The 19,313-nt window shown below is 63.3% G+C and carries 21 protein-coding genes and 1 tRNA gene; 7 read left to right on the top strand and 15 right to left on the bottom strand.

The features are described from left to right. Window positions 1-78 precede the first annotated feature (78 nt). From EI983_RS03420 to hisD, 9 genes are all read right to left on the bottom strand, one after another. Window positions 79-999: a prephenate/arogenate dehydrogenase family protein gene (locus tag EI983_RS03420; RefSeq protein ID WP_157706010.1), complete on the bottom strand. Its 921-nt coding sequence runs from the start codon at window positions 997-999 to the stop codon at window positions 79-81. Beyond that, window positions 996-2,081 carry a histidinol-phosphate transaminase gene (hisC, locus tag EI983_RS03415; RefSeq protein ID WP_157706009.1) on the bottom strand — a complete coding sequence of 362 codons (1,086 nt, stop codon included), beginning with the start codon at window positions 2,079-2,081 and terminating at the stop codon, window positions 996-998. The genes EI983_RS03420 and hisC overlap by 4 nt, the downstream gene beginning before the upstream one ends. A gap of 111 nt (window positions 2,082-2,192) precedes the next feature. Beyond that, complete coding sequence (gene rpsD, locus EI983_RS03410; RefSeq protein WP_157706008.1) at window positions 2,193-2,813, bottom strand: 30S ribosomal protein S4; 621 nt, start codon at window positions 2,811-2,813, stop codon at window positions 2,193-2,195. Between the two features lie 227 nt (window positions 2,814-3,040). After that, window positions 3,041-4,105: a Hint domain-containing protein gene (locus tag EI983_RS03405; RefSeq protein ID WP_157706007.1), complete on the bottom strand. Its 1,065-nt coding sequence runs from the start codon at window positions 4,103-4,105 to the stop codon at window positions 3,041-3,043. Window positions 4,106-4,326: 221 nt separating this feature from the next. Next, window positions 4,327-4,908 (bottom strand): GNAT family N-acetyltransferase, encoded by a 582-nt coding sequence (locus tag EI983_RS03400; RefSeq protein WP_157708966.1) that lies wholly within the window; start codon window positions 4,906-4,908, stop codon window positions 4,327-4,329. After that, entirely contained in the window at window positions 4,908-5,297 is a 390-nt protein-coding gene (locus EI983_RS03395; RefSeq protein ID WP_157706006.1) for a ketosteroid isomerase-related protein, read from the bottom strand. The genes EI983_RS03400 and EI983_RS03395 overlap by 1 nt, the downstream gene beginning before the upstream one ends. Next, window positions 5,297-5,758, bottom strand: a complete 462-nt coding sequence (locus tag EI983_RS03390) for an arsenate-mycothiol transferase ArsC (protein WP_157706005.1) — start codon at window positions 5,756-5,758, stop codon at window positions 5,297-5,299. Before EI983_RS03390 ends, EI983_RS03395 begins: the two co-directional genes overlap by 1 nt. 2 nt (window positions 5,759-5,760) lie before the next feature. Beyond that, a complete protein-coding gene (locus tag EI983_RS03385) occupies window positions 5,761-6,240 on the bottom strand; it encodes a UPF0262 family protein (RefSeq protein ID WP_157706004.1) in 480 nt (159 codons plus the stop codon). Window positions 6,241-6,347: 107 nt separating this feature from the next. Then, window positions 6,348-7,649, bottom strand: a complete 1,302-nt coding sequence (gene hisD, locus EI983_RS03380; protein WP_157706003.1) for a histidinol dehydrogenase — start codon at window positions 7,647-7,649, stop codon at window positions 6,348-6,350. A 185-nt stretch (window positions 7,650-7,834) separates the two neighbouring features. Between hisD and EI983_RS03375 the strand changes: the two genes are divergently transcribed. Beyond that, window positions 7,835-8,233, top strand: a complete 399-nt coding sequence (locus EI983_RS03375; RefSeq protein WP_246162253.1) for a c-type cytochrome — start codon at window positions 7,835-7,837, stop codon at window positions 8,231-8,233. A 144-nt stretch (window positions 8,234-8,377) separates the two neighbouring features. Here EI983_RS03375 and EI983_RS03370 read toward each other — a convergent pair whose 3' ends face one another. Genes EI983_RS03370 through EI983_RS19190 form a run of 3 tightly spaced genes read right to left on the bottom strand, consistent with a single transcriptional unit; the run spans window position 8,378 to window position 10,274 of the window. After that, window positions 8,378-8,848, bottom strand: coding sequence for a DUF2948 family protein (locus tag EI983_RS03370; RefSeq protein ID WP_157706002.1), 471 nt, complete (start codon window positions 8,846-8,848; stop codon window positions 8,378-8,380). After that, window positions 8,845-10,113, bottom strand: a complete 1,269-nt coding sequence (gene murA / locus EI983_RS03365; RefSeq protein WP_157706001.1) for a UDP-N-acetylglucosamine 1-carboxyvinyltransferase — start codon at window positions 10,111-10,113, stop codon at window positions 8,845-8,847. Before murA ends, EI983_RS03370 begins: the two co-directional genes overlap by 4 nt. Window positions 10,114-10,118: 5 nt before the next feature. Next, a complete protein-coding gene (locus EI983_RS19190; protein WP_198389367.1) occupies window positions 10,119-10,274 on the bottom strand; it encodes a hypothetical protein in 156 nt (51 codons plus the stop codon). An 87-nt stretch (window positions 10,275-10,361) separates the two neighbouring features. Between EI983_RS19190 and EI983_RS03360 the strand changes: the two genes are divergently transcribed. Then, a tRNA-Thr gene (locus EI983_RS03360) sits at window positions 10,362-10,436 on the top strand. 16 nt (window positions 10,437-10,452) lie between these two features. Here the strand turns inward: EI983_RS03360 and EI983_RS03355 are convergent. The 3 genes from EI983_RS03355 to EI983_RS03345 all read right to left on the bottom strand — a co-directional run bounded on the left by EI983_RS03355 (window position 10,453) and on the right by EI983_RS03345 (window position 13,496). Next, window positions 10,453-11,880, bottom strand: coding sequence for a UdgX family uracil-DNA binding protein (locus tag EI983_RS03355; RefSeq protein WP_157706000.1), 1,428 nt, complete (start codon window positions 11,878-11,880; stop codon window positions 10,453-10,455). Next, a complete protein-coding gene (locus EI983_RS03350; protein ID WP_157705999.1) occupies window positions 11,880-13,115 on the bottom strand; it encodes a putative DNA modification/repair radical SAM protein in 1,236 nt (411 codons plus the stop codon). Before EI983_RS03350 ends, EI983_RS03355 begins: the two co-directional genes overlap by 1 nt. 69 nt (window positions 13,116-13,184) lie before the next feature. Beyond that, entirely contained in the window at window positions 13,185-13,496 is a 312-nt protein-coding gene (locus EI983_RS03345) for a hypothetical protein (RefSeq protein ID WP_157705998.1), read from the bottom strand. A 292-nt stretch (window positions 13,497-13,788) separates the two neighbouring features. Here EI983_RS03345 and EI983_RS03340 point away from each other — a divergent pair, with 292 nt between their 5' ends. From EI983_RS03340 to rodA, 5 genes are read left to right on the top strand one after another with little or no spacing between them, the layout of a single operon-like run. Next, window positions 13,789-14,793 (top strand): rod shape-determining protein, encoded by a 1,005-nt coding sequence (locus tag EI983_RS03340; protein ID WP_425500902.1) that lies wholly within the window; start codon window positions 13,789-13,791, stop codon window positions 14,791-14,793. A 31-nt stretch (window positions 14,794-14,824) separates the two neighbouring features. Beyond that, window positions 14,825-15,727 carry a rod shape-determining protein MreC gene (gene mreC / locus EI983_RS03335; RefSeq protein ID WP_157705995.1) on the top strand — a complete coding sequence of 301 codons (903 nt, stop codon included), beginning with the start codon at window positions 14,825-14,827 and terminating at the stop codon, window positions 15,725-15,727. Next, the gene (locus EI983_RS03330) at window positions 15,720-16,259 is read left to right on the top strand and encodes a rod shape-determining protein MreD (RefSeq protein ID WP_157705993.1); all 540 of its coding nucleotides are present in this window, start codon (window positions 15,720-15,722) and stop codon (window positions 16,257-16,259) included. Before mreC ends, EI983_RS03330 begins: the two co-directional genes overlap by 8 nt. Beyond that, window positions 16,256-18,175: a penicillin-binding protein 2 gene (gene mrdA / locus EI983_RS03325; protein WP_157705991.1), complete on the top strand. Its 1,920-nt coding sequence runs from the start codon at window positions 16,256-16,258 to the stop codon at window positions 18,173-18,175. The genes EI983_RS03330 and mrdA overlap by 4 nt, the downstream gene beginning before the upstream one ends. Then, window positions 18,172-19,311, top strand: a complete 1,140-nt coding sequence (rodA, locus tag EI983_RS03320) for a rod shape-determining protein RodA (RefSeq protein ID WP_157705990.1) — start codon at window positions 18,172-18,174, stop codon at window positions 19,309-19,311. The genes mrdA and rodA overlap by 4 nt, the downstream gene beginning before the upstream one ends. The last annotated feature ends 2 nt before the right edge of the window (window positions 19,312-19,313 follow it).

Genomic DNA, 19,313 nt, shown 5'->3' with positions numbered 1-19,313 from the left:
GCTACGAAGGCGGTCACGCACGGTGTCGACCGCAGAACATCCCATCAAAATCAATGGGATAATCCATATCACTCGCATTCAACCGCCCTTTTTCACACGTCCAAAATCGGGCGCATCCGTGTCCTGCCCGGCCTCGATGATACCACGGCGAATGGCCCGTGTCCGCGTGAAATAGGCATGCAGGTGGTCGCCATCCTCCATGCGAATGGCGCGTTGCAGGGCAAACAGCTCTTCGGTGAAGCGCCCGAGGATTTCCAGGGTCGCGTCCTTGTTGTTCAGGAACACATCGCGCCACATGGTCGGATCGCTGGCTGCGATGCGGGTAAAGTCGCGAAAGCCGGCGGCAGAGTATTTGATCACTTCACTGTCAGTGACGCGGCGCAGATCGTCGGCCACGCCCACCATCGTGTAGGCGATGAGATGCGGCGCGTGAGAGGTGACAGCCAGCACCAGATCGTGGTGATCGGCCTCCATTTCCTCGGTCAGGGCACCCATGCCCTGCCACAGCGCGGTCAGCCGCTCCACCGCCGCACGATCCGCCCCCTCCTGGGGGACAATCAGGGTAAAGCGGTAGTCAAACAGTTCGGCAAAACCCGAACGCGGCCCGGAATGCTCGGTTCCTGCCAGCGGATGGGCGGGCACGAAATCCACATGATCCGGCAGATGCGGCGCCACCGCGTCGATCACCGCGCGCTTGACCGAGCCCACGTCGGAGACGGTCGCGCCGGGCTTGAGGGCAGGCGCAATCTCGGCCGCCACAGCACCCATGACCCCCACCGGGACACAGAGCACCACAAGGTCCGCCCCCTCAACCGCTTCGGCCGCGCTTTCGCAGACCCGGTCGCACAGGCCGATTTCGCGCGCCACATTGCGGGTCTCGGCAGAGCGGGCAAATCCGGTCACCTCGCCGGCCAGCCCCCCGCGCTTCATCGCCCAGAACATCGACGACGCGATCAGCCCCAGCCCGATCAGCGCCACGCGGTCGTAAATCTGTGTCATCGCGCCTGCTCCATGAACTTGCCCACCGCATGGGCCACGCGGCGACAGCCGGCCTCGTCCCCCACCGTGATACGCAGACAGTTGGGCAGCTTGTATCCCGCCACACGGCGCACGATCACGCCTTCGGACTGGAGATAGTCGTCACAGGCCTCGGCCTCCTCCTGGCTGGCAAAGCGGGCGAGGATGAAATTGGCGGTGGAGGTGTCGGAAGGCACCCCATGCTCGGCCAGCGCCTCGGCCAGCCAGGCGCGCAGGCGCGTGTTGTCATCCCGGCACTTGGCCGTCCATGTCACATCGCGCACCGCCGCTTCGGCGGCGGCCAGCGCGGGCTGGCTCACGTTAAAGGGCCCGCGCACGCGGTGCAGCACGTCGATCACATGGGCCGGGCCATAGCCCCAACCGATACGCAGCGCGCCAAGCCCGTAAATCTTGGAAAAGGTGCGGGTCATGACCACGTTGTCGCGCGCCTCCACCAGGGCCGCGCCGCCATCGTAGCCCTCGACATATTCGGCATAGGCCCCGTCGATTACCAGAAGCGCCTGCTCGGGCAAGCCGCGTGCCAGCCGCGCAAGCTCGCTCTCGCCCACCATGGAGCCGGTGGGGTTGTTCGGGTTGGCCACGAAGACCAGCTTGGTGCGCTCGGTACAGGCGGCCAGGATCGCGTCGACGTCGGTGACCCGCTCACGCTCGCGCACCTCCACCGGCGTCGCCCCTGCAGCCAGCGCCGAGATGCGATACATGGCAAAGCCGTGCTCGGTATGGATCACCTCATCGCCCGGCCCGGCATAGGCCTGACAGAGAAAGGCGATGATCTCGTCACTGCCCGCGCCACAGATCACGCGGTCCGGGTCGACACCGTGAACCTCGCCGATCGCCTGGCGCAGCGAGCCGTGATCCGAACTGGGGTAGCGATGCAGCTCAAACGCAAGCTGCTGATAGGCCTTTTTGGCCGCCTCGGAGGGGCCGAACGGGTTCTCGTTCGAACTGAGTTTTGTCACGTTCGAAATCCCCTCGACCGAGGAGGCGCCCCCCTGATAGAGCGCGATGTCGAGAATGCCCGGTTGCGGTGTGATCTTGGTCATAGGTTCTCTCCCCCGGTCGGGTTTTAGCGGTGGGGTTTCGCCTTGGCCATAGGGAAACGAAAAAGGCCGCGGCGGTGTCCCGTCGCGGCCTCTTTGCGTGATGCAGAAGACTTAGTTCTGCGCGTAGAATTCGATGACGAGGTTCGGTTCCATCATCACCGGATAGGGCACGTCGCCCAGGCCCGGTGTGCGGACGAAGGTGGCGGTCATCTTGGAATGGTCGGCTTCGATGTAATCGGGCACGTCGCGCTCGGCCAGTTGCACGGCTTCCAGCAGCACGGCCAGTTGCTTGGACCGGTTGCGCACTTCGATCACGTCACCCTCTTTCACACGGTAGGAGGGGATGTTGACCTTCTGGCCGTTCACACGGACATGGCCGTGGTTCACGAACTGGCGTGCGGCGAACATGGTCGGCACGAATTTGGCGCGGTAGACGACGGCGTCCAGACGGCGCTCCAGCAGACCGATCAGGTTCTCGCCGGTGTCACCTTTCACACGGGCGGCTTCGGCATAGATGCGCTTGAATTGCTTTTCGGTCAGGTCGCCGTAGTAGCCTTTCAGCTTCTGCTTGGCGCGCAGCTGCAGACCGAAGTCCGACATCTTGCCCTTGCGGCGGGCACCGTGCTGACCGGGGGCGCTTTCGCGGCGATTGACCGGGGATTTGGGACGGCCCCAGATGTTTTCACCCATCCGGCGGTCGATTTTGTACTTGGCAGACGTGCGTTTGGTCACGGCTGATCTCCTTCGTATGATGCTGCATCGTCAGGGTTGCAGCGGGTTTGAAGGGCGTTGTCCTTTGGCAAACAAGGCCTGACAGGCATCCCCTTGCGGGGGCCACCAACACCAATGAAGCCGCGCTTATACAGGGGTTTTGGAGCGTGTCAACCAGAACACAGTGGTAGGGTGCGTGATCTCACGCACCTTTCCGTCACAATGTTGCCGTCGCGCCTGCTTTGGGCTCAGGCGGCCTCGTGGGTCAGGATCGCCGCCTCCGACGCGCTCAGGTTCCGCCGGGCAAAACCGCCATAGATATGCGGCTCATATTCGAGCTGCGGATAGAGCCCGATCAGGCGCTTGCGGTCCTGCTCGTCCAGCGTGCTGAGTGCCGTGCTTGCAGGGTGGAAGCTTTCGGTCTCCACGCCATTGGCCCAGAGAATCTGATGTTGCGGCAAAAGGATGTGAATATAGGTGATCTCGCGCACCGCCATATCCACCGTGATGGTGCCGGAGTTGATCAGATCCTTGGCCGAGACCAGCACCTCGGGCGTGTTGAACAGCGCCTGCGCCACCTCGCCCTTGATCAGCATCCGGTGTTCGGGGCTGACCAGCAGTTCCTCATCCGGCCGCTCGACGCCCAATGCGCCCGCGCGGATGCGAATAGGGCGCAGCTTGGGCATGGCAAAGAGGCGCGCGCCAGTCATCCGCCGACTGCCGATCCACTGGATTTCCTGCGCGCCATTGTCCTTGGACTGCACATAATCCCCTTCGCGCAGTTCCTCGACGAGGCGCGGCCCGTCCGGTGTCTCGATCCGGGTGCCGGGGGTAAAACAGATCACCCCGCCGGTTTCCGGCCCGGTCGAGTTCTTCTGCTGCGCCTGAAGGCTGTGGTGCACCACCCACATTTCCGTATTCCGCGGGGGGATATCGTCCATGAACATCAGAAGCGGCGGAGCGTTGCCGCCCACCTCGATCAGCGTGACCGTATAGCTCTGTGCTCCGTCGGTCACGACAAAGCCGCTATCCATCAGCGGATCCTCGACCTGAATGTTCTGGATATCTGTCGAATTCGTCCGCGCCGCGCCGACCAGTCGCCGCACGATGCGCGCCGCCCGTTTGCGGCTGTTTTCTTCTCCGTCTGCATTCTCAAGTCGCAGAAACTCACGCGGCCCGTCGACGCGCACCAACTCACCGCGCCAGGACCACGCCGCACCCACATCCAGAGATTGGACCGGGGCGGCCTCGAAACCGTCCACTTCCGTCTGCGACCAGGAGATGACAAACGTGCCACGAAAGCCCGTTTTCATTGCCTGTATGCCTGCCTTTATTTTTTTTATTACCGAAAGGTTAACAAACCCGAATCACCCTGGGAACCCCCTGGTAAACAAATTTTCCCGAAAGCGTATGTACCGTCACATTGATCCCACATTTAGGATCAATCCCCGGGAAAGGCATGGAGGCTCGCCCCCCCCCCGCGCCGGTCCGGTGGATGCTGACAGGCGGTCCCGAACGGACGCAGCAGCCCGGATCAGAGCGCCCGCATCCAGAATTGCAGAGGGTGGTCGGTTTCGCCGGGCTGGTCGATATCCTTCCAGCGATAGCTGGCCACCGCCCCCGGCACCGGCGCGTAGCCGCGCTTGCGCCAGAACGCATCGAGCGGGGCATATCCCACCGGACGAAGCGGGTGATCCGCCGGACGGACCACGCCGCAAAAGGCCGAATGGGTCAGGCCCAAGGCGCGGGCATGCGCCTCGCGCGCATCGAAAAAGGCATGGCCAACGCCCTGACCGCGATATTCGGGAAGAAGCACGCTTTCGGCGCAATAGAAAATCCGATCGAGCGGCACCGGCTGATGCGAGAGCGCGACGGCGAAATCCTCGGCATGCTGCACCATCGGCGTACCGGTCGAGGCGCCCACCAGCCGCGCACCGTCAAAGGCCGCGACAAGGATCGCATCATCCGATTGCCGGTAGGTTTCGAGATAGCGGCGTTCATAATCGAGATCGCCGTCGTAGAGGTAAGGAAAGACCCGGAACACCTCGATCCGAAGCGCGGCCAGATCGTCAAGCGCATCCAGAAGCGCCGTGCCGGTCAGCCGCTCGGTTCGAATCACGAGACCTGTGCGGTCCAGTCCGCGAGGTTGTAATAGGTGACAACGCGGGTGATCTGTCCGTCACGCAGCGAGAAGAACGAGCCGCCCGGCAATTTGTAGGTTTGCCCGCGCGCCTCGGGCAAGCCGTCATCGGTCTGCAAATAGGTGCCGTTGACGGTGAACTCCGCCGCCGCGCGTGTTCCGCCTTCGGCCGAAAACACAACGATATCGGTGAGGTTTTCACGATAGCACCGGTTCATATGCTCGCAAAAGGCACGAAACTTCTCTTTGCCCTCGCGCGTCTGGCCCTCATTGACATGGTGCACCACATCCTCGGCCAGACAGTCCAGCATTCCGTTGATATCGCCTGCGTTGAATGCAGCGTAATAGCGGTTGATCACGTCCATTATTCAGCCTCCCTCGGCTCGCCCCACTTGGCCACGAGATGACCAATAATCTGGTCCCGCGTCTGGCGATAGGCCGAAAGTTTCGCCTCACGCGTTTCACCGAGACCCGTCGGGTCCATGATTGGCCAGTAAATCACGTCGAGGTGGAAAATCCGGGTCAGCTCCAGCGCCCGGCGCTGGCTGGCGGGGCTGAGCGCCACCACAAGGTCGAACGAGCTGAGATCATCGCCCCATTGTTCCATTTCGTCGAAGGACCGCGTCCGGTGACGCTCCAGCTCGACCCCGATTTCCCGGCAGACCGTGACGGAAAACCCGTCGATATCCATGTCCGACTTGACCCCGGCGGATTGCACATAGGTGCCGGTGCCATAGAACTTCTTCATGATCCCCTCGGCCATGGGCGACCGCACGGCGTTATGATCGCAGCAGAAGAGGATAGACTGAGGAAGGTCGTCCGCCATGCTCATCCGCCGAAATGCAGCACACAGATCAGCGTAAAGAGGCGGCGCGCGGTATCGTTGTCAATCTCGGCCTTGCCTTCAAGACGCTCTTCGAGAATGCGCGCGCCCTCGTTGTGGATGCCGCGCCGGGCCATGTCGATCGTTTCGATCTGGCTGGGTGGCATGTTCTTGACCGCATCGAAATAGCTTTCGCAGATCGCCCAGTAATCCTTGACCACCTGCCGGAACGGGCTGAGCGAGAGGTGAAACTCCGCCGCAGGATCATCGTTCTCGGTGCGGATGTCGAAGACCAGCCGTTTGTCACGGATCGACAGGCCGACCCGATAGGGGCCATCTGGCACAACACGGTCGTCGCGCTTGGGCAGGGAGAAGCTGTTCTCCTCCATCAGGTCATACATGGCGACCTTGCGCTCCTGTTCGATCTCCGGCGTGGGAGGCGGCAGGTTGGCGTCGTCAAGCTCGATATGGCAAATGCGGGTCATGGCAGTCTCTTTCGCAAAGTGAGACCTGCCTAGCGCAGGGCGCGGGTCTGGGCAATGCGGCTTGAATGCTCAGGGGGCGTACGTGGCGCGCGGGCCACGAGCCGCCCCTACTCGTTCAGATGCTTCAGCCGTGCCGTCACGCTCAGACCGTGCGCCTCCAGGCTTTCCGAGCGCGCCAGCACCTCGGCCGCGGGGCCGATGGCGCGCAGCGCGGCCGGCGTCATGCGGGCGAGCGTCGTGCGCTTGAGGAATTCCATCACGTTCAGGCCCGAGCTGAACCGGGCCGAACGCGCGGTAGGCAACACGTGGTTGGGCCCGCCGACATAATCGCCAATGGCTTCGGGCGTCCACGCCCCGAGAAAGATCGCCCCGGCATGGGTGATCTTTTGGCTCAACCCGTCCGCATCGGCCAAGCAGAGCTCCAGATGCTCGGGCGCGACGCGGTTCGACAAGGCGGCGGCGGTGCTCAGGTCCGGCACGGTGATGATCGCGCCATTGTCACGCCAGGACGCCCCGGCAATCTGCCGCCGCTCCAGCGTTTCGAGATATCTGGACACGGAGGCATCCACAGCCCGGGCAAACTCGGGGCTGTCGGTGATCAGGATCGATTGCGCACTTTCGTCATGTTCGGCCTGGCTGAGCAGGTCGAGAGCGATCCAGTCCGGGTTGTTGTCGGCGTCGGCAATCACCAGGATCTCTGAGGGCCCCGCGATCATGTCGATCCCCACCTTGCCGAACACCCGGCGTTTGGCGGCGGCGACAAAGGCATTGCCCGGTCCGGTGATCTTGTCCACGGGCGCGATGCTTTCCGTGCCATAGGCAAGGGCGGCAATCGCCTGTGCGCCGCCGATCCGGTAAATCTCATCCACGCCGGAAAGGCGCGCCGCCAGCAACACCAGCGGGTTGGCCTGCCCGTCCGGTGTGGGCACGGTAATGGCAAGGCGCGGCACGCCCGCCACCTTGGCCGGAATGGCGTTCATCAGAACCGAGGACGGGTAAGACGCCAGCCCGCCCGGCACATAAAGTCCCGCGGCCGATACCGGGGTCCAGCGCCAGCCCAGAGTGGCGCCGGCCTCATCGGTCCAGCTTTCATCGGCGGGCATCTGGCGGGCGTGATAGGCGCGGATGCGTTCGGCGGCCAGTTCCAGCGCCGCGCGTTCCTCATCCGGGACCAGCGCGATCAGCGTGTCCACCTCGGCCTCGGTATAACGCAGGGTCTGGGGCGTGAGGCGCAGCCGGTCAAACCGCTCGGTCAGTTCGATCACCGCGGCATCGCCCCGCGCCTGCACATCGGCGATGATGGCGGCCACGGCCTCGTCCACATCCGGGGCATCCTCGCGCTTGGCGCTCAGAAGGGCGGTGAACTGCGCTTCGAAATCGGCATCTGTGGCGTCGAGATAGACAGGCATGACGGCTCTCCTTCACGACCACCGCATAAATCGTTCACGGGGTAGCCACAAGCAGGGAGCTGTGACCGGTTCGTGCACCCGGAAGATATTGATCTCCATCAATACATATATCGAGGTTTCTGAATATAATACAGGTATCGGGCAAGTCCCGATGCAACGCGCGATCGTCAGTCTGGGAGGATATTATGACTGATATGAAAACGATGGTTACGAGTATCTGCCTTGGCGTTCTGACCTTTACCCCCGCCATTGCAGATGATTTCGGCAAAATGGAGTACATGAACAACTGTGCAAGTTGTCATGGCGAGTCCGGAATGGGTCAGGGGCCACTGGCAGAGTTGATGACGGTCGACGTACCGGCATTGACAAAGCTTGCAGCCAACAATGAGGGAAAGTTCCCGATGCTTGAGGTCATTCACACGATTGACGGGCGTCAGGGGACACGCGGGCACGGGTATCCGATGCCTGTATGGGGGGATCGTTTCTCCAAGTCGGTGGACGCAGCCGGAGAGTACGGGGCCGAAGCCATCGTCCGCGGCCGCATCCTGTCAATCGCCTATTACCTGGAGTCCATTCAGGAATGACAACAAGGGCGTGACCCTGTCTTGCGCCCCGTTTGCACCATGATCGTGGCGCAAGACGCCGTTTCTGCGCAGGGCTGAAGGTGCTTTGCATCGCAGCCCTGCATCTTTGCGGCCGGATGCGCCGCCTTAAGTGTTCTGCAAGGATCAGGGTTTGTGTGCAGGCACCTTGCCCGAGGTCGCCTTGTAGGGGCGCGTGACATCTTTCAGTGTCACCTCCAGCGCCTCGACATCCAGCCGGATAGCCCCGTCGCCCGCAAGCGTCAGGAGCACATGGCCGCTAGCGTCTTCGCCGGGCTCAAACGTCACGCTCAGCAACGACAGGATCAGATCCGCATCAGAGCGGTCCACCCCCTGGCTGGCCACGCGCAGGACATTGTCGATCACCAGCACTGCCTGTGCCCGTTCAGGCCCGTGCCGTCCACGCGCCTCGTCTTCCCAGCGGAAGCGATTGAGCAGCACCGCAAACCGCCTTTGGCCGGTGCGCCACGTCATCTCGGTGATCGGAAAGACGGCATCCTGCGCCAGCGAAGAGATCACCGCGAGATCCTCGGCATCCATCGCGCCAAGGTTCAGGGGCTTCTCCTGCCCGTCCTCAAACCGTGCGTCTTCGTTCATGAGCCCGATACCCGTTCGATCCTGGCGCCGAGATTGCTCAGCTTTTCCTCGACCCGCTCATAGCCGCGATCAAGGTGATAGACACGGTTCACGATCGTCTCACCCTCGGCAGCAAGCCCCGCAAGGATCAGCGACACCGATGCGCGCAGATCGGTGGCCATCACAGGCGCGCCTTTGAGCTGTTCCACACCTGTCACCGTCGCCGTTCCGCCATGTACCTCGATCTGGGCGCCCATGCGCATCAGTTCGGGCGCATGCATGAACCGATTCTCAAAGATCTTTTCCTCCAGAACGCTTGTCCCCTCAGCGGTGCACATCAGCGCCATCATCTGCGCCTGCAGATCGGTGGGAAAGCCGGGAAACGGTTCTGTCGTCACATTCACGGCCTTTACCCGGCCGTTATGGCGCGAAACTTTCAGGCCCTTCTCTGTCTCTTCAACCTTGATGCCTGCCTCATCCAGCTTCTCACAGAAGGCGCCCACCAGCTCGATCCGTCCGCCCAGGCATTCGACCTCGCCGCCGCAAATGGCCGGGGCCAGCATATAGGTGCCCAGCTCGATCCGGTCGGTGACGACAGGATGCGTCGCCCCGTGCAGCCGGTCCACACCCTGAATGGTGATCTCGGAGGTGCCGTCGCCCTCGATCTGGGCGCCCATCTTGCGCAGGCAATCCGCAAGATCCACGATCTCGGGCTCGCGCGCGGCGTTCTTAAGCACCGTGGTGCCCTTGGCCAGAGTCGCCGCCATCAGCACATTCTCGGTCGCGCCGACGGAGGCAAAGCGCATCTCGTGCACGGCCCCCTTCAGGCCCCCGGGGGCGTTGGCATGAAGATAGCCGTCTTTCAATTCGATCTCGGCCCCCAGTGCGGTCAGCGCCTCGATATGCAGGTCCATCGGCCGTGCCCCAATCGCACAGCCCCCCGGCAGCGACACGACCGCATGACCCAGCCGCGCCAGCATCGGCCCCAGCACCAGGTTGGAGGCGCGCATCTTGCGAACGATGTCATAATCGGCGACGTGGTTGCTGAGGTCATGCGAGGACATGGCCAGCACCTGCCCGTCCTGCATCGAGGTCACTTCCGCGCCCAGAGACTGCAGAAGCTCGGTCATCGTCTTGATATCCGACAGGCGCGGCGCGTTGGTGAGCGTCAGCGGCTCTTCGCTCAGAAGCGTGGCCGGCATCAGGGTCAGGCAGGCATTCTTGGCCCCGGCAATGGGGATCTGCCCATTGAGCGGCCCGTTGCCGGTTACGATAATACTGTCCATCTGCTCTACCTTTTTTCCTCGTCCGGGGCTTTATCGGCACCCGCTCTCGCCCGCGCCTGCGCCTTGCGCCGCGCCATGTTCGCCTTGAGCGCCGCCTTCAGGCGGTCTTCGCGGCTCGCTGCCTGTTTCGGCTTTGGTTTGGGCGTGGTGGTTTTTGTCATGCCCTCTCTCTACAGGAGGTCGCAAAAAGGGTCCAGTTAGCCCTTGCACCAGCGGTGTTTTGCGTCTAATCACCCCGCCACAACGCTGCTGCTGTAGCTCAGTGGTAGAGCGCACCCTTGGTAAGGGTGAGGTCGGGAGTTCAATCCTCCCCAGCAGCACCATCCCCTTTCAGCGAAATCAAGGCGAACGCACAAGGTCGCGCGCCTGGGCCAGGTCGGCGCGGAAATGTGCCATTGCTGCGGTCCGGTGCGCGGCGTCCGGCACGCGCAGAAGGTAAGACGGATGCAGGGTGAGCAGGACCGGCATCCCGTCGGGGGTGCATTCCAAACGGCCGCGACGCGAGAGCATGTCCCCGCCCGTTCCGGTCAGCGCCAGCGCCGCCGTCGCCCCCATGGCGAGAATCAGTTTTGGCCGGATCAGGCGCCGCTCGGCGTCGAGCCACCATTTGCAGTGCCTGACCTCGCTCATATTGGGCCGCTGATGCAGGCGGCGCTTGCCTCGCGCGGTGAATTTGAAGTGTTTCACGGCATTGGTCACATAGATCATGCGCCGCTCCAGCCCAACCTCCTCCGCCACCCGGTCAAACACCTGCCCCGCCGGACCCACGAACGGCCGACCCTGAAGGTCTTCCATATCGCCGGGTTGTTCGCCCACGATCATCAGGCGCGCATCCAATGGCCCCTCGCCCGGTACGGCCTGGGTCGCGCATCTGTCCAGGGCGCAGCGGGTGCAGGCGTGGATCGCCGCGGGCAGACCGTCGGCGCGCCCCGTCCAGGCCGAGGCGTGTTCAGCCAGTTGCGCCTGTACCTTTCCGGCGCGCATGGACGGCAGGGACGGTGCAGCCGCCTGCATCGCGCGGGCCCGCGCCGGGGCGGTGGCGATCAGCTCCGGAATCGCGGCCGCCTCGGGCATGTTGCGCCAGTATTTGCGCGGCATTTCCGATTGCATCGCCTGCACCTTGAGCCGGGCCGGATTGAAGATGTTGCGGAAATAGGTGACCCAGAGCGCCTCGCTGGCATCGGGCGGCAGATCGGGGCGCGCTCGTCCCTCCTCAAGGCGCAGCGTCCCGTCCTCGAATATCGCGCAGACATCTGGCGTGAGGATCCGCCAATCCATATCGCCGAAACGCCGCACGAAAAACGCGGCAGTTGGCTCGACCGTGTGATGCGTGGGCTCGAACCAGGCCGCAAAGGACCGGCGCGCTGCGGCCGGGTCCCCGATCTCGCGAAAGCGGACAAAAGCCTTCATCTTGTGCTGGCAGCGATGCACGTTCTTTTCCATCTGCCTGAGCTTCGCCAGGTCCGCATCACCCCTGTCCTGCATGAGTTGCGGGGCGTCTCGCAGCCGCCACAGAAAGGCATAGAGCCGGGCGAAACGGCTCGGGTCCGAATGCCACACGACGGACCGGGCAAGGCTCAGAAACCCACGCGGCACGGTCATGGCGGTGGCTGGCCTCTGCGTGGCGGGCGCATCGAACAACCCGCGCGGACGGTCCTCATCGCCCCAGTCCGCCTCTTCAGGCGGCACACCGGCCCCGAGCATCTCCCGCGCCGCGTCACGCCATGCCTCCCAGGCGCCGATCTTGGGGACCGAGACGCGCTGCATCAGAACAGCGTGAGTTGCTCGGGCGGCGGGACAAATCGCGCGCGCAGATCGGCGGTGTCGGTCAGCGCCCCCGGCGTCCAGCCCTGTGCGGTCACAAATGCCCTGGCCTTCTTCATCCCCGCTCCCATGCGCAGAAGGTCCTCATACCGTAGCGCGCGGTGGCGGCGGGTCGTCAGGATACGGTTGACCGTCTTGACCCCGAAACCCGGCACCCGCAGGAGCATCTCCCGGCTGGCGCGGTTCACGTCGAGCGGAAACAGACCGCGATGCTGCAAGGCCCAGGCGAGTTTCGGGTCGATCTCAAGGTCAAGGTTGCCGTCCGGTGTGACGGCGGTGATTTCGGTCACATCGAACCCGTAGAACCTGAGCAGCCAATCGGCCTGATACAGCCGGTGTTCGCGCTGCAAGGGCGGGCGGATCAGCGGCAGCTTGGCAGAGCTGTCGGGGATCGGAGAAAAGGCCGAGTAATAGACCCGCTTGAGCTTGTAACTGGAGTAAAGCCGGGTGGACTGACCCAGAATGGTCGCGTCGGTCGAGCCATCTGCCCCGATGATCATCTGCGTGGATTGTCCCGCAGGGGCAAAGCGCGGCGGTCGGCGGCCGGTATGGGTGCGGTCCTTCGCCGCCTCTTTGCGCAGACGCATATCGGCCATGGCGCGGCGGATCTGCTCGGGGTTTTTCTCGGGCGCATGCCGCCTGATCGCAGCATCGGTCGGCAGTTCCACATTGATCGACAGACGGTCGGCATGGCGGCCGGCCTGTTCGATCAGTTCAGGCGCCGCGTCGGGGATCGTCTTGAGGTGGATATAGCCGCGAAAATTTTCCTCTTCGCGCAGTTTACGGGCAATCTCGACCATGTCGGCCATCGTGGCGTCGGGCGACCGGATGATGCCGGATGACAAGAACAGCCCCTCGATATAGTTGCGCCGATAGAACTCGATGGTGAGCCGCACCACCTCATCGACGGTGAAGCGGGCGCGTTTCACATTCGAAGACACGCGGTTGATGCAATAGGCGCAGTCATAGATGCAGAAATTGGTCATCAGGATCTTGAGCAGGCTGATGCAGCGCCCGTCGGGGGCATAGGCATGGCAAATGCCGCTGCCCTCGTTCGACCCAAGGCTTTTGCCACCCCGCGAGTCGCGCCGCGTGGAGCCTGAGGACGCACAGGAGGCGTCATACTTGGCCGCATCCGACAGGATTGCCAGCTTCTTATCGAGGGACATCTGAACCATTTGTTCACTATATGTTCCAACCCGTTCGGCTGACAAGGGGCGTCGTGACGCCTTTGGATCAGGGGTGAATCAGGGGCAGGCGATGGGCACCATGTAGCCTGCCGGTACGGTGTGACTGCCAATCACCGAGGCGCGGCGGGCCGCATCCACCGTGCAGCCTGTGTTTGCACGCAGATAGAGGGCAAAGTCGCGGCTGGTGATCTCTTGCGGGGCGGGCAGAGCTGCGCCCGGGGATCCGGGCGTGACCTGGATGTAACTGGCATGAGGCGCAGGATGCACAAAGCTCAGGTCATAGCTGCGCGCTACCGGGCCATTGGGTACCGTGCTGCACCCGGCCATGAGGGCCACTGTTGTGCTCAGCAAAAATCGCACCGGGTCCATCCCGCCTGTCCCTCCTTCACGTTCCGCCGGTCAAAAATACGCCGCCGGACCGCGCCGATCCATGCAAAGGTAAAGACATCGTTAACATCGCGACCGCCGCCCCCGACCGACCAGCCAAGTGGCAGTTTGATGCTTATCTGCGTGAAACTGCCCCTTTCACCGCCCTGAAACGCAAACTATAAGGGCCTCGGCTTGCCTCTTCAGAGAGTCGCGAGCCGTCACACTATTTCGTCACAGGACGCCGCCGATCATGTCGATTTTGCAACGAATTCCGGGCCTTATCTCATCCGATATGGCCATTGATCTGGGAACGGCAAACACGCTCGTCTATGTCAAAGGGCGCGGCGTGATCCTGAGCGAGCCGTCGGTTGTGGCCTATCACGTCAAGGACGGCGTGAAAAAAGTGCTTGCCGTGGGCGAAGATGCCAAGCTGATGCTGGGCCGCACCCCCGGCAGCATTGAGGCAATTCGTCCCATGCGCGAAGGGGTGATCGCGGATTTCGACACTGCCGAGGCGATGATCAAGCATTTCATCCGCAAGGTTCACAAACGCTCGACCTTTTCCAAGCCCAAGATCATCGTCTGCGTGCCGCATGGGGCCACCCCGGTGGAAAAACGCGCCATTCGGTCGTCCGTGTTGGCCGCAGGTGCGCGCCGCGCGGGTCTGATCGCCGAACCGATTGCAGCGGCCATCGGTGCCGGCATGCCCATCACCGACCCCACAGGCAATATGGTCGTCGATATCGGCGGCGGGACCACGGAAGTGGCGGTTCTGAGCCTTGGCGATATCGTCTATGCCCGTTCGGTTCGCGTCGGCGGAGACCGCATGGATGAGGCGATCATCAATTACCTGCGCCGCCAACAGAACCTTCTGGTGGGCGAAAGCACGGCGGAGCGGATCAAGACCTCCATCGGCACCGCGCGCATGCCCGACGACGGGCGCGGCACCTCGATGCAGATCCGGGGCCGCGACCTTCTGAATGGTGTGCCCAAGGAAACCGAGATCAGCCAGGCCCAGGTGGCCGAGGCGCTGGCCGAGCCGGTGCAGCAGATCTGCGAGGCCGTCATGACCGCACTGGAAGCCACCCCGCCCGATCTGGCCGCCGACATCGTGGATCGTGGCGTGATGCTGACCGGTGGCGGGGCTCTTCTGGGCGATCTGGACCTGGCGCTGCGCGAACAGACCGGGCTGGCCGTGTCCATCGCCGATGACAGCCTCAACTGCGTGGCGCTCGGCACCGGCAAGGCGCTGGAGTTCGAGAAACAATTGCGCCACGCGATTGACTACGACAGCTAAAGCGTGAACCCTTGCACGCAAAGGGGAACGATTGGCCAAGGACCGTAACCAGGGTAGCGACTATTCCGGCCCGCTGAAGCGCTTGCTGACGGGGGTTCTTTTGCTGTGCCTGCTGGGCCTGTTCCTTGTCTGGCGGATCGACAGCCCGCGTGTCGAGCGGTTCCGCGCGCAGGTGGTGGACGCGGTGGTGCCCAATTTCGAATGGGCCATGGCGCCGGTCACGGGGGCGATCAACATCCTGCGCGATTTCCAGAGCTACCAGAGGATTTACCAGCAAAACCAGGAGCTTCGCCGCGAGTTGCAGCAGATGAAAGCCTGGAAGGAAGCCGCTCTTCAGCTGGAGCAGGAAAACGCGCGCCTTCTCGACCTGAACAACGTGCAGCTTGACCCGCGCCTGACCTTCATCACCGGCGTCGTGATGGCCGATAGCGGCTCGCCCTTCCGGCAATCGGTGCTGATCAATGTGGGCGCGCGCGACGGGATCGTCGATGGCTGGGCGGCGATGGACGGGCTCGGCCTGGTCGGGCGCACCTCGGGCGTGGGCGAAAGAACTGCCCGCGTGGTGCTTCTGACCGACACATCCAGCCGCGTGCCCGTGACGATCCAGCCATCGGGGCAAACCGCGCTTGTGGTGGGCGACAACACCGCCGCGCCGCCGGTGGATTTCATCGAGGATCTCGACCAGGTGCGGGCAGGCGACCGCGTGCTGACCAGCGGAGACGGCGGAGTGTTTCCGCCCGGCCTCGCCATCGGGCAGATTGCCAAGGATCCGAACGGACGCATCCGCGTGCGGCTGGCCGCCGATTATGAACGGCTGGAATTCCTGCGTGTGCTGCGCAATTACGGCCGTCCGGCGATCACCGATCAGGGCGGGCTGATCGCGCCCGACACGCCCGCCGAGGTCAGCACCGATGCGGAGGCGGCCGATGGTTGACAGCCCGCAAACCCGCGCCTGGATGATGCGCGCGCTTTATCTGGCACTTTGCACGCTGCTGGCCTTTTTTGCGTTGCTGCCGCTCAACACCGCGCCGAGCAGCTGGGCGGGGCCTGACCTCATTCTCGTGCTGACCTGCGCCTGGGTGCTGCGGCGGCCCGAATTCGTGCCGGTTTCGCTGATCGCGCTGGTGTTCTTTCTCACCGGGCTTCTGTTTCAGCTTCCGCCCGGGCTCTGGGCGGCGCTGGTGGTGATCGGCACCGAAACGCTGCGCTCCCGCGCGCCGGGCCTGCGCGACCTGACCTTTGCCGCCGAATGGGCCACGGTATCGGCCACTCTGACGATGATGACGCTGGCCAATCAGATCACTCTCGGCATCCTGATGGTGGACCGCCCCGCGCTTGGTCTGAGCCTGATGCAGCTGGTCATGACCCTCGCCACCTATCCGATTGTGGTCTATATCTCGCAAATCGTCTTTGGCGTGCGCAAGCAGACGCCGGGCGATGTGGATGCCCTGATGAGCCGCTCATGAGACGCCCGACCCGCGATAACGCCGAAAGCCAGCGCCGGATCACCCGCCGGGGTCTGATCCTGGGCGGGGGCATGGCGGGGTTTGCCACGCTGCTGGCCTTTCGCATGCGCTATATGCAGGTGGAACAGGCCGATGAATTTCGCCTGCTGGCCGATGAGAACCGGATCAATATCCGGCTGATCCCGCCCGCCCGGGGCCGTATCTTTGACCGCAATGGCCGGGTGGTGGCCGAGAACACGCCAAGCTATCGCATCACCATGGTGCGCGAGCAGGCAGGCGATGTGGAGGCCGTGATCGAACGGCTGGCAAAGCTTGTGGAGCTTGACCCCGAAGAGCTCGAAGAGGCGCTGGCCGATCTCAAGAAACTGCGCGGCGACACGCCGGTGACCATCGCCGACCGGATCAGCTGGGACGACCTGAGCCGGGTGGCGGTCAATGCCCCTGCCCTGCCCGGCGTCACGCCCGAGGTGGGGCTGTCACGGCGCTATCCGCAGCGGGATCACTTCGCGCATATCGTCGGCTATGTCGGCCCGGTCAGCGACAAGGACCTTGAGCGGATCAACGCGCCCGAGCAGCTTTTGCGTATCCCGCGGTTTCAGGTGGGCAAGATCGGGCTGGAGGCGCAGCGCGAGGACGTGTTGCGCGGCAAGGAAGGCACCAAGCGGGTCGAGGTCAACGCCGCGGGCCGCGTCATGCGGGAACTTGACCGCGTCGAGGGCCATGCCGGATCGGACTTTCAGATCAGCATCGACAGCGATCTTCAGGCCTATGCCCACGCCCGGCTCAAGGAAGAAAGCGCCGCTGCCGTGGTGATGGATTGCGAGAATGGCGATCTGCTGGCTTGCGTCTCGGCCCCCAGTTTCGATCCCAACCTCTTTGTGCGCGGCATCTCGGTCGCCGATTACAAGGCGCTTCTGGACAACAAGTATCGCCCGCTGCCCAACAAAGCGGTGCAAGGCGTCTATCCGCCCGGTTCCACCTACAAGATGATCACCGCGCTGGCCGCGCTGGAAAATGGCGATATTCACCCCGATGATACGGTGCGCTGTCCCGGTCACCTTGAGGTGAGCGACCGGCGCTTTCACTGCTGGAAACGGGCGGGTCATGGCAACATGAACCTGCACACCTCCCTGCGCGAAAGCTGCGATGTGTATTATTACGAGCTGGCGCTGAAAACCGGCATCGAAAACATCTCCGAAATGGCCAAGAGGCTGGGCATCGGTGTCAGCCACGACCTGCCGATGACCTCGGTGGCCAAGGGGCTGGCCCCTACCAAGGCGTGGAAACGCGAAGTGCGCGATGCCGAATGGCGCATTGGCGACAGCGTGAACGCCTCGATCGGGCAAGGCTATGTGCTGGCCTCGCCGCTGCAACTGGCGGTGATGACGGCGCGGCTGGCCACCGGGCGCTCGGTCAGCCCGCGGCTGATCAAGAGCATCGACGGGGTGGAGCAACCCACTGGCTATGGCACCGATATGGGCCTGAACGAAAACAACCTGCGCGCCATCCGCAAGGCGATGTTTGCCGTGTCCAATTCGCGCCGGGGCACGGCTTACGGCAGCCGGATCGCGGTCGAGACGATGCAGATGGCGGGCAAGACCGGCACCTCGCAGGTGCGCTCGGCAGTGGTCAACAATGCCGAAGTGCCGTGGGAGCAGCGAGATCATGCTCTGTTTGTCAATTTCGCGCCCTACGACAACCCGAAAATCGCCGTGGCGGTGGTGGTTGAACATGGCGGCGGCGGCTCCACCGCAGCCGCGCCCATCGCCCGCGACATCACGCTTCAGGCGCTCTATGGCGAAGACCCGCCGCTCTCCGCCTACCCGTCCAAGGACCGGGGCCGTATCCGGGCCCAGCAGGAACGTCTGCGCCGGGAGATGGTGGAACGCGAGGGCGACGGAAGCGACCGCGCATGAGCTATCTTGAATATACCGTTCAGCACACGCCCACCGGGCTGCGCAAGGTGCTTTATCTCAACTGGCCGCTGACCATCCTGCTCTGCGCCGTGGCGTCGGTGGGCTTCCTGATGCTCTATTCGGTGGCGGGCGGCTCCTTCTCGCCCTGGGCCGAGCCCCAGATGAAACGGTTTGGCATGGGGCTGGCGCTGATGCTGTTCGTCGCCATGGTGCCGATCTGGTTCTGGCGCAACATGGCGGTGGTGGCCTATCTGGGCTCGCTCGCGCTTTTGCTGCTGGTAGAGCTTATCGGCTCTGTCGGGATGGGTGCGCAGCGCTGGATCGACCTTGGTTTCATGCGTCTGCAACCCTCGGAGCTGACCAAGATCACCCTCGTCATGCTGCTGGCCGCCTATTACGACTGGTTGCCCATGTCCAAGGTGTCACGTCCGCTCTGGGTGCTGGCTCCGGTCCTGATGATCCTGCTTCCCGTGGCGATGGTGCTGCGTCAGCCCGACCTTGGCACGTCGATCCTTCTTCTGGCGGCAGGCGGCGTGATGATGTTCATCGCAGGGGTGCACTGGGCCTATTTCGCCGTGGTCATTGCCGCTGTCGTGGCCCTGATCACAGCCGTGTTCCAAAGCCGCGGCACCGACTGGCAGATGCTGGCCGATTATCAGTTCCGGCGTATTGACACGTTTCTCGATCCGTCCAGCGACCCGCTTGGCGCGGGCTATCACATCACCCAGTCCAAGATTGCCCTGGGTTCCGGCGGCTGGACCGGGCGGGGCTTCATGCAGGGCACCCAGTCACGGCTGAACTTTCTGCCGGAAAAGCACACCGATTTCATCTTTACCACACTGGCCGAAGAGTTTGGCTTCATCGGCGGCGTGTCCCTTCTGGGGCTTTATGTGCTGATCCTGGTCTTCTGCATCTCGACGGCGCTGGCCAACAAGGATCGTTTTTCGTCGCTGATGACGCTTGGCATGGCGGCGACCTTCTTCCTGTTTTTCGCGGTCAATATGTCGATGGTCATGGGCCTTGCGCCGGTGGTGGGCGTACCCCTGCCGCTGGTCAGCTATGGCGGTTCGGCCATGCTCGTGCTGATGATCGGGTTCGGCCTTGTCCAATCCGCCCATGTTCACAAACCGAGGTAAGT

Origin of the sequence: Roseovarius faecimaris, assembly GCF_009762325.1 — a bacterium.
GTDB lineage: Bacteria > Pseudomonadota > Alphaproteobacteria > Rhodobacterales > Rhodobacteraceae > Roseovarius > Roseovarius faecimaris.
Note: the sequence above shows the minus strand (reverse complement) of the source record. Positions and strands in the feature narration are given on the sequence as shown.

Excerpts from the sequence above, each read along its gene's own strand:
- EI983_RS03420 (WP_157706010.1), bottom strand. The coding sequence starts at position 999 with ATGACACAGATTTACGACCGCGTGGCGCTGATCGGGCTGGGGCTGATC.
- hisC (WP_157706009.1), bottom strand. The coding sequence starts at position 2,081 with ATGACCAAGATCACACCGCAACCGGGCATTCTCGACATCGCGCTCTAT.
- EI983_RS03405 (WP_157706007.1), bottom strand. The coding sequence starts at position 4,105 with ATGAAAACGGGCTTTCGTGGCACGTTTGTCATCTCCTGGTCGCAGACG.
- EI983_RS03395 (WP_157706006.1), bottom strand. The coding sequence starts at position 5,297 with ATGGACGTGATCAACCGCTATTACGCTGCATTCAACGCAGGCGATATC.
- EI983_RS03390 (WP_157706005.1), bottom strand. The coding sequence starts at position 5,758 with ATGGCGGACGACCTTCCTCAGTCTATCCTCTTCTGCTGCGATCATAAC.
- EI983_RS03385 (WP_157706004.1), bottom strand. The coding sequence starts at position 6,240 with ATGACCCGCATTTGCCATATCGAGCTTGACGACGCCAACCTGCCGCCT.
- hisD (WP_157706003.1), bottom strand. The coding sequence starts at position 7,649 with ATGCCTGTCTATCTCGACGCCACAGATGCCGATTTCGAAGCGCAGTTC.
- EI983_RS03375 (WP_246162253.1), top strand. The coding sequence starts at position 7,835 with ATGACTGATATGAAAACGATGGTTACGAGTATCTGCCTTGGCGTTCTG.
- EI983_RS03370 (WP_157706002.1), bottom strand. The coding sequence starts at position 8,848 with ATGAACGAAGACGCACGGTTTGAGGACGGGCAGGAGAAGCCCCTGAAC.
- murA (WP_157706001.1), bottom strand. The coding sequence starts at position 10,113 with ATGGACAGTATTATCGTAACCGGCAACGGGCCGCTCAATGGGCAGATC.
- EI983_RS19190 (WP_198389367.1), bottom strand. The coding sequence starts at position 10,274 with ATGACAAAAACCACCACGCCCAAACCAAAGCCGAAACAGGCAGCGAGC.
- EI983_RS03355 (WP_157706000.1), bottom strand. The coding sequence starts at position 11,880 with ATGCAGCGCGTCTCGGTCCCCAAGATCGGCGCCTGGGAGGCATGGCGT.
- EI983_RS03350 (WP_157705999.1), bottom strand. The coding sequence starts at position 13,115 with ATGGTTCAGATGTCCCTCGATAAGAAGCTGGCAATCCTGTCGGATGCG.
- EI983_RS03345 (WP_157705998.1), bottom strand. The coding sequence starts at position 13,496 with ATGGACCCGGTGCGATTTTTGCTGAGCACAACAGTGGCCCTCATGGCC.
- EI983_RS03340 (WP_425500902.1), top strand. The coding sequence starts at position 13,789 with ATGGCCATTGATCTGGGAACGGCAAACACGCTCGTCTATGTCAAAGGG.
- EI983_RS03330 (WP_157705993.1), top strand. The coding sequence starts at position 15,720 with ATGGTTGACAGCCCGCAAACCCGCGCCTGGATGATGCGCGCGCTTTAT.
- mrdA (WP_157705991.1), top strand. The coding sequence starts at position 16,256 with ATGAGACGCCCGACCCGCGATAACGCCGAAAGCCAGCGCCGGATCACC.
- rodA (WP_157705990.1), top strand. The coding sequence starts at position 18,172 with ATGAGCTATCTTGAATATACCGTTCAGCACACGCCCACCGGGCTGCGC.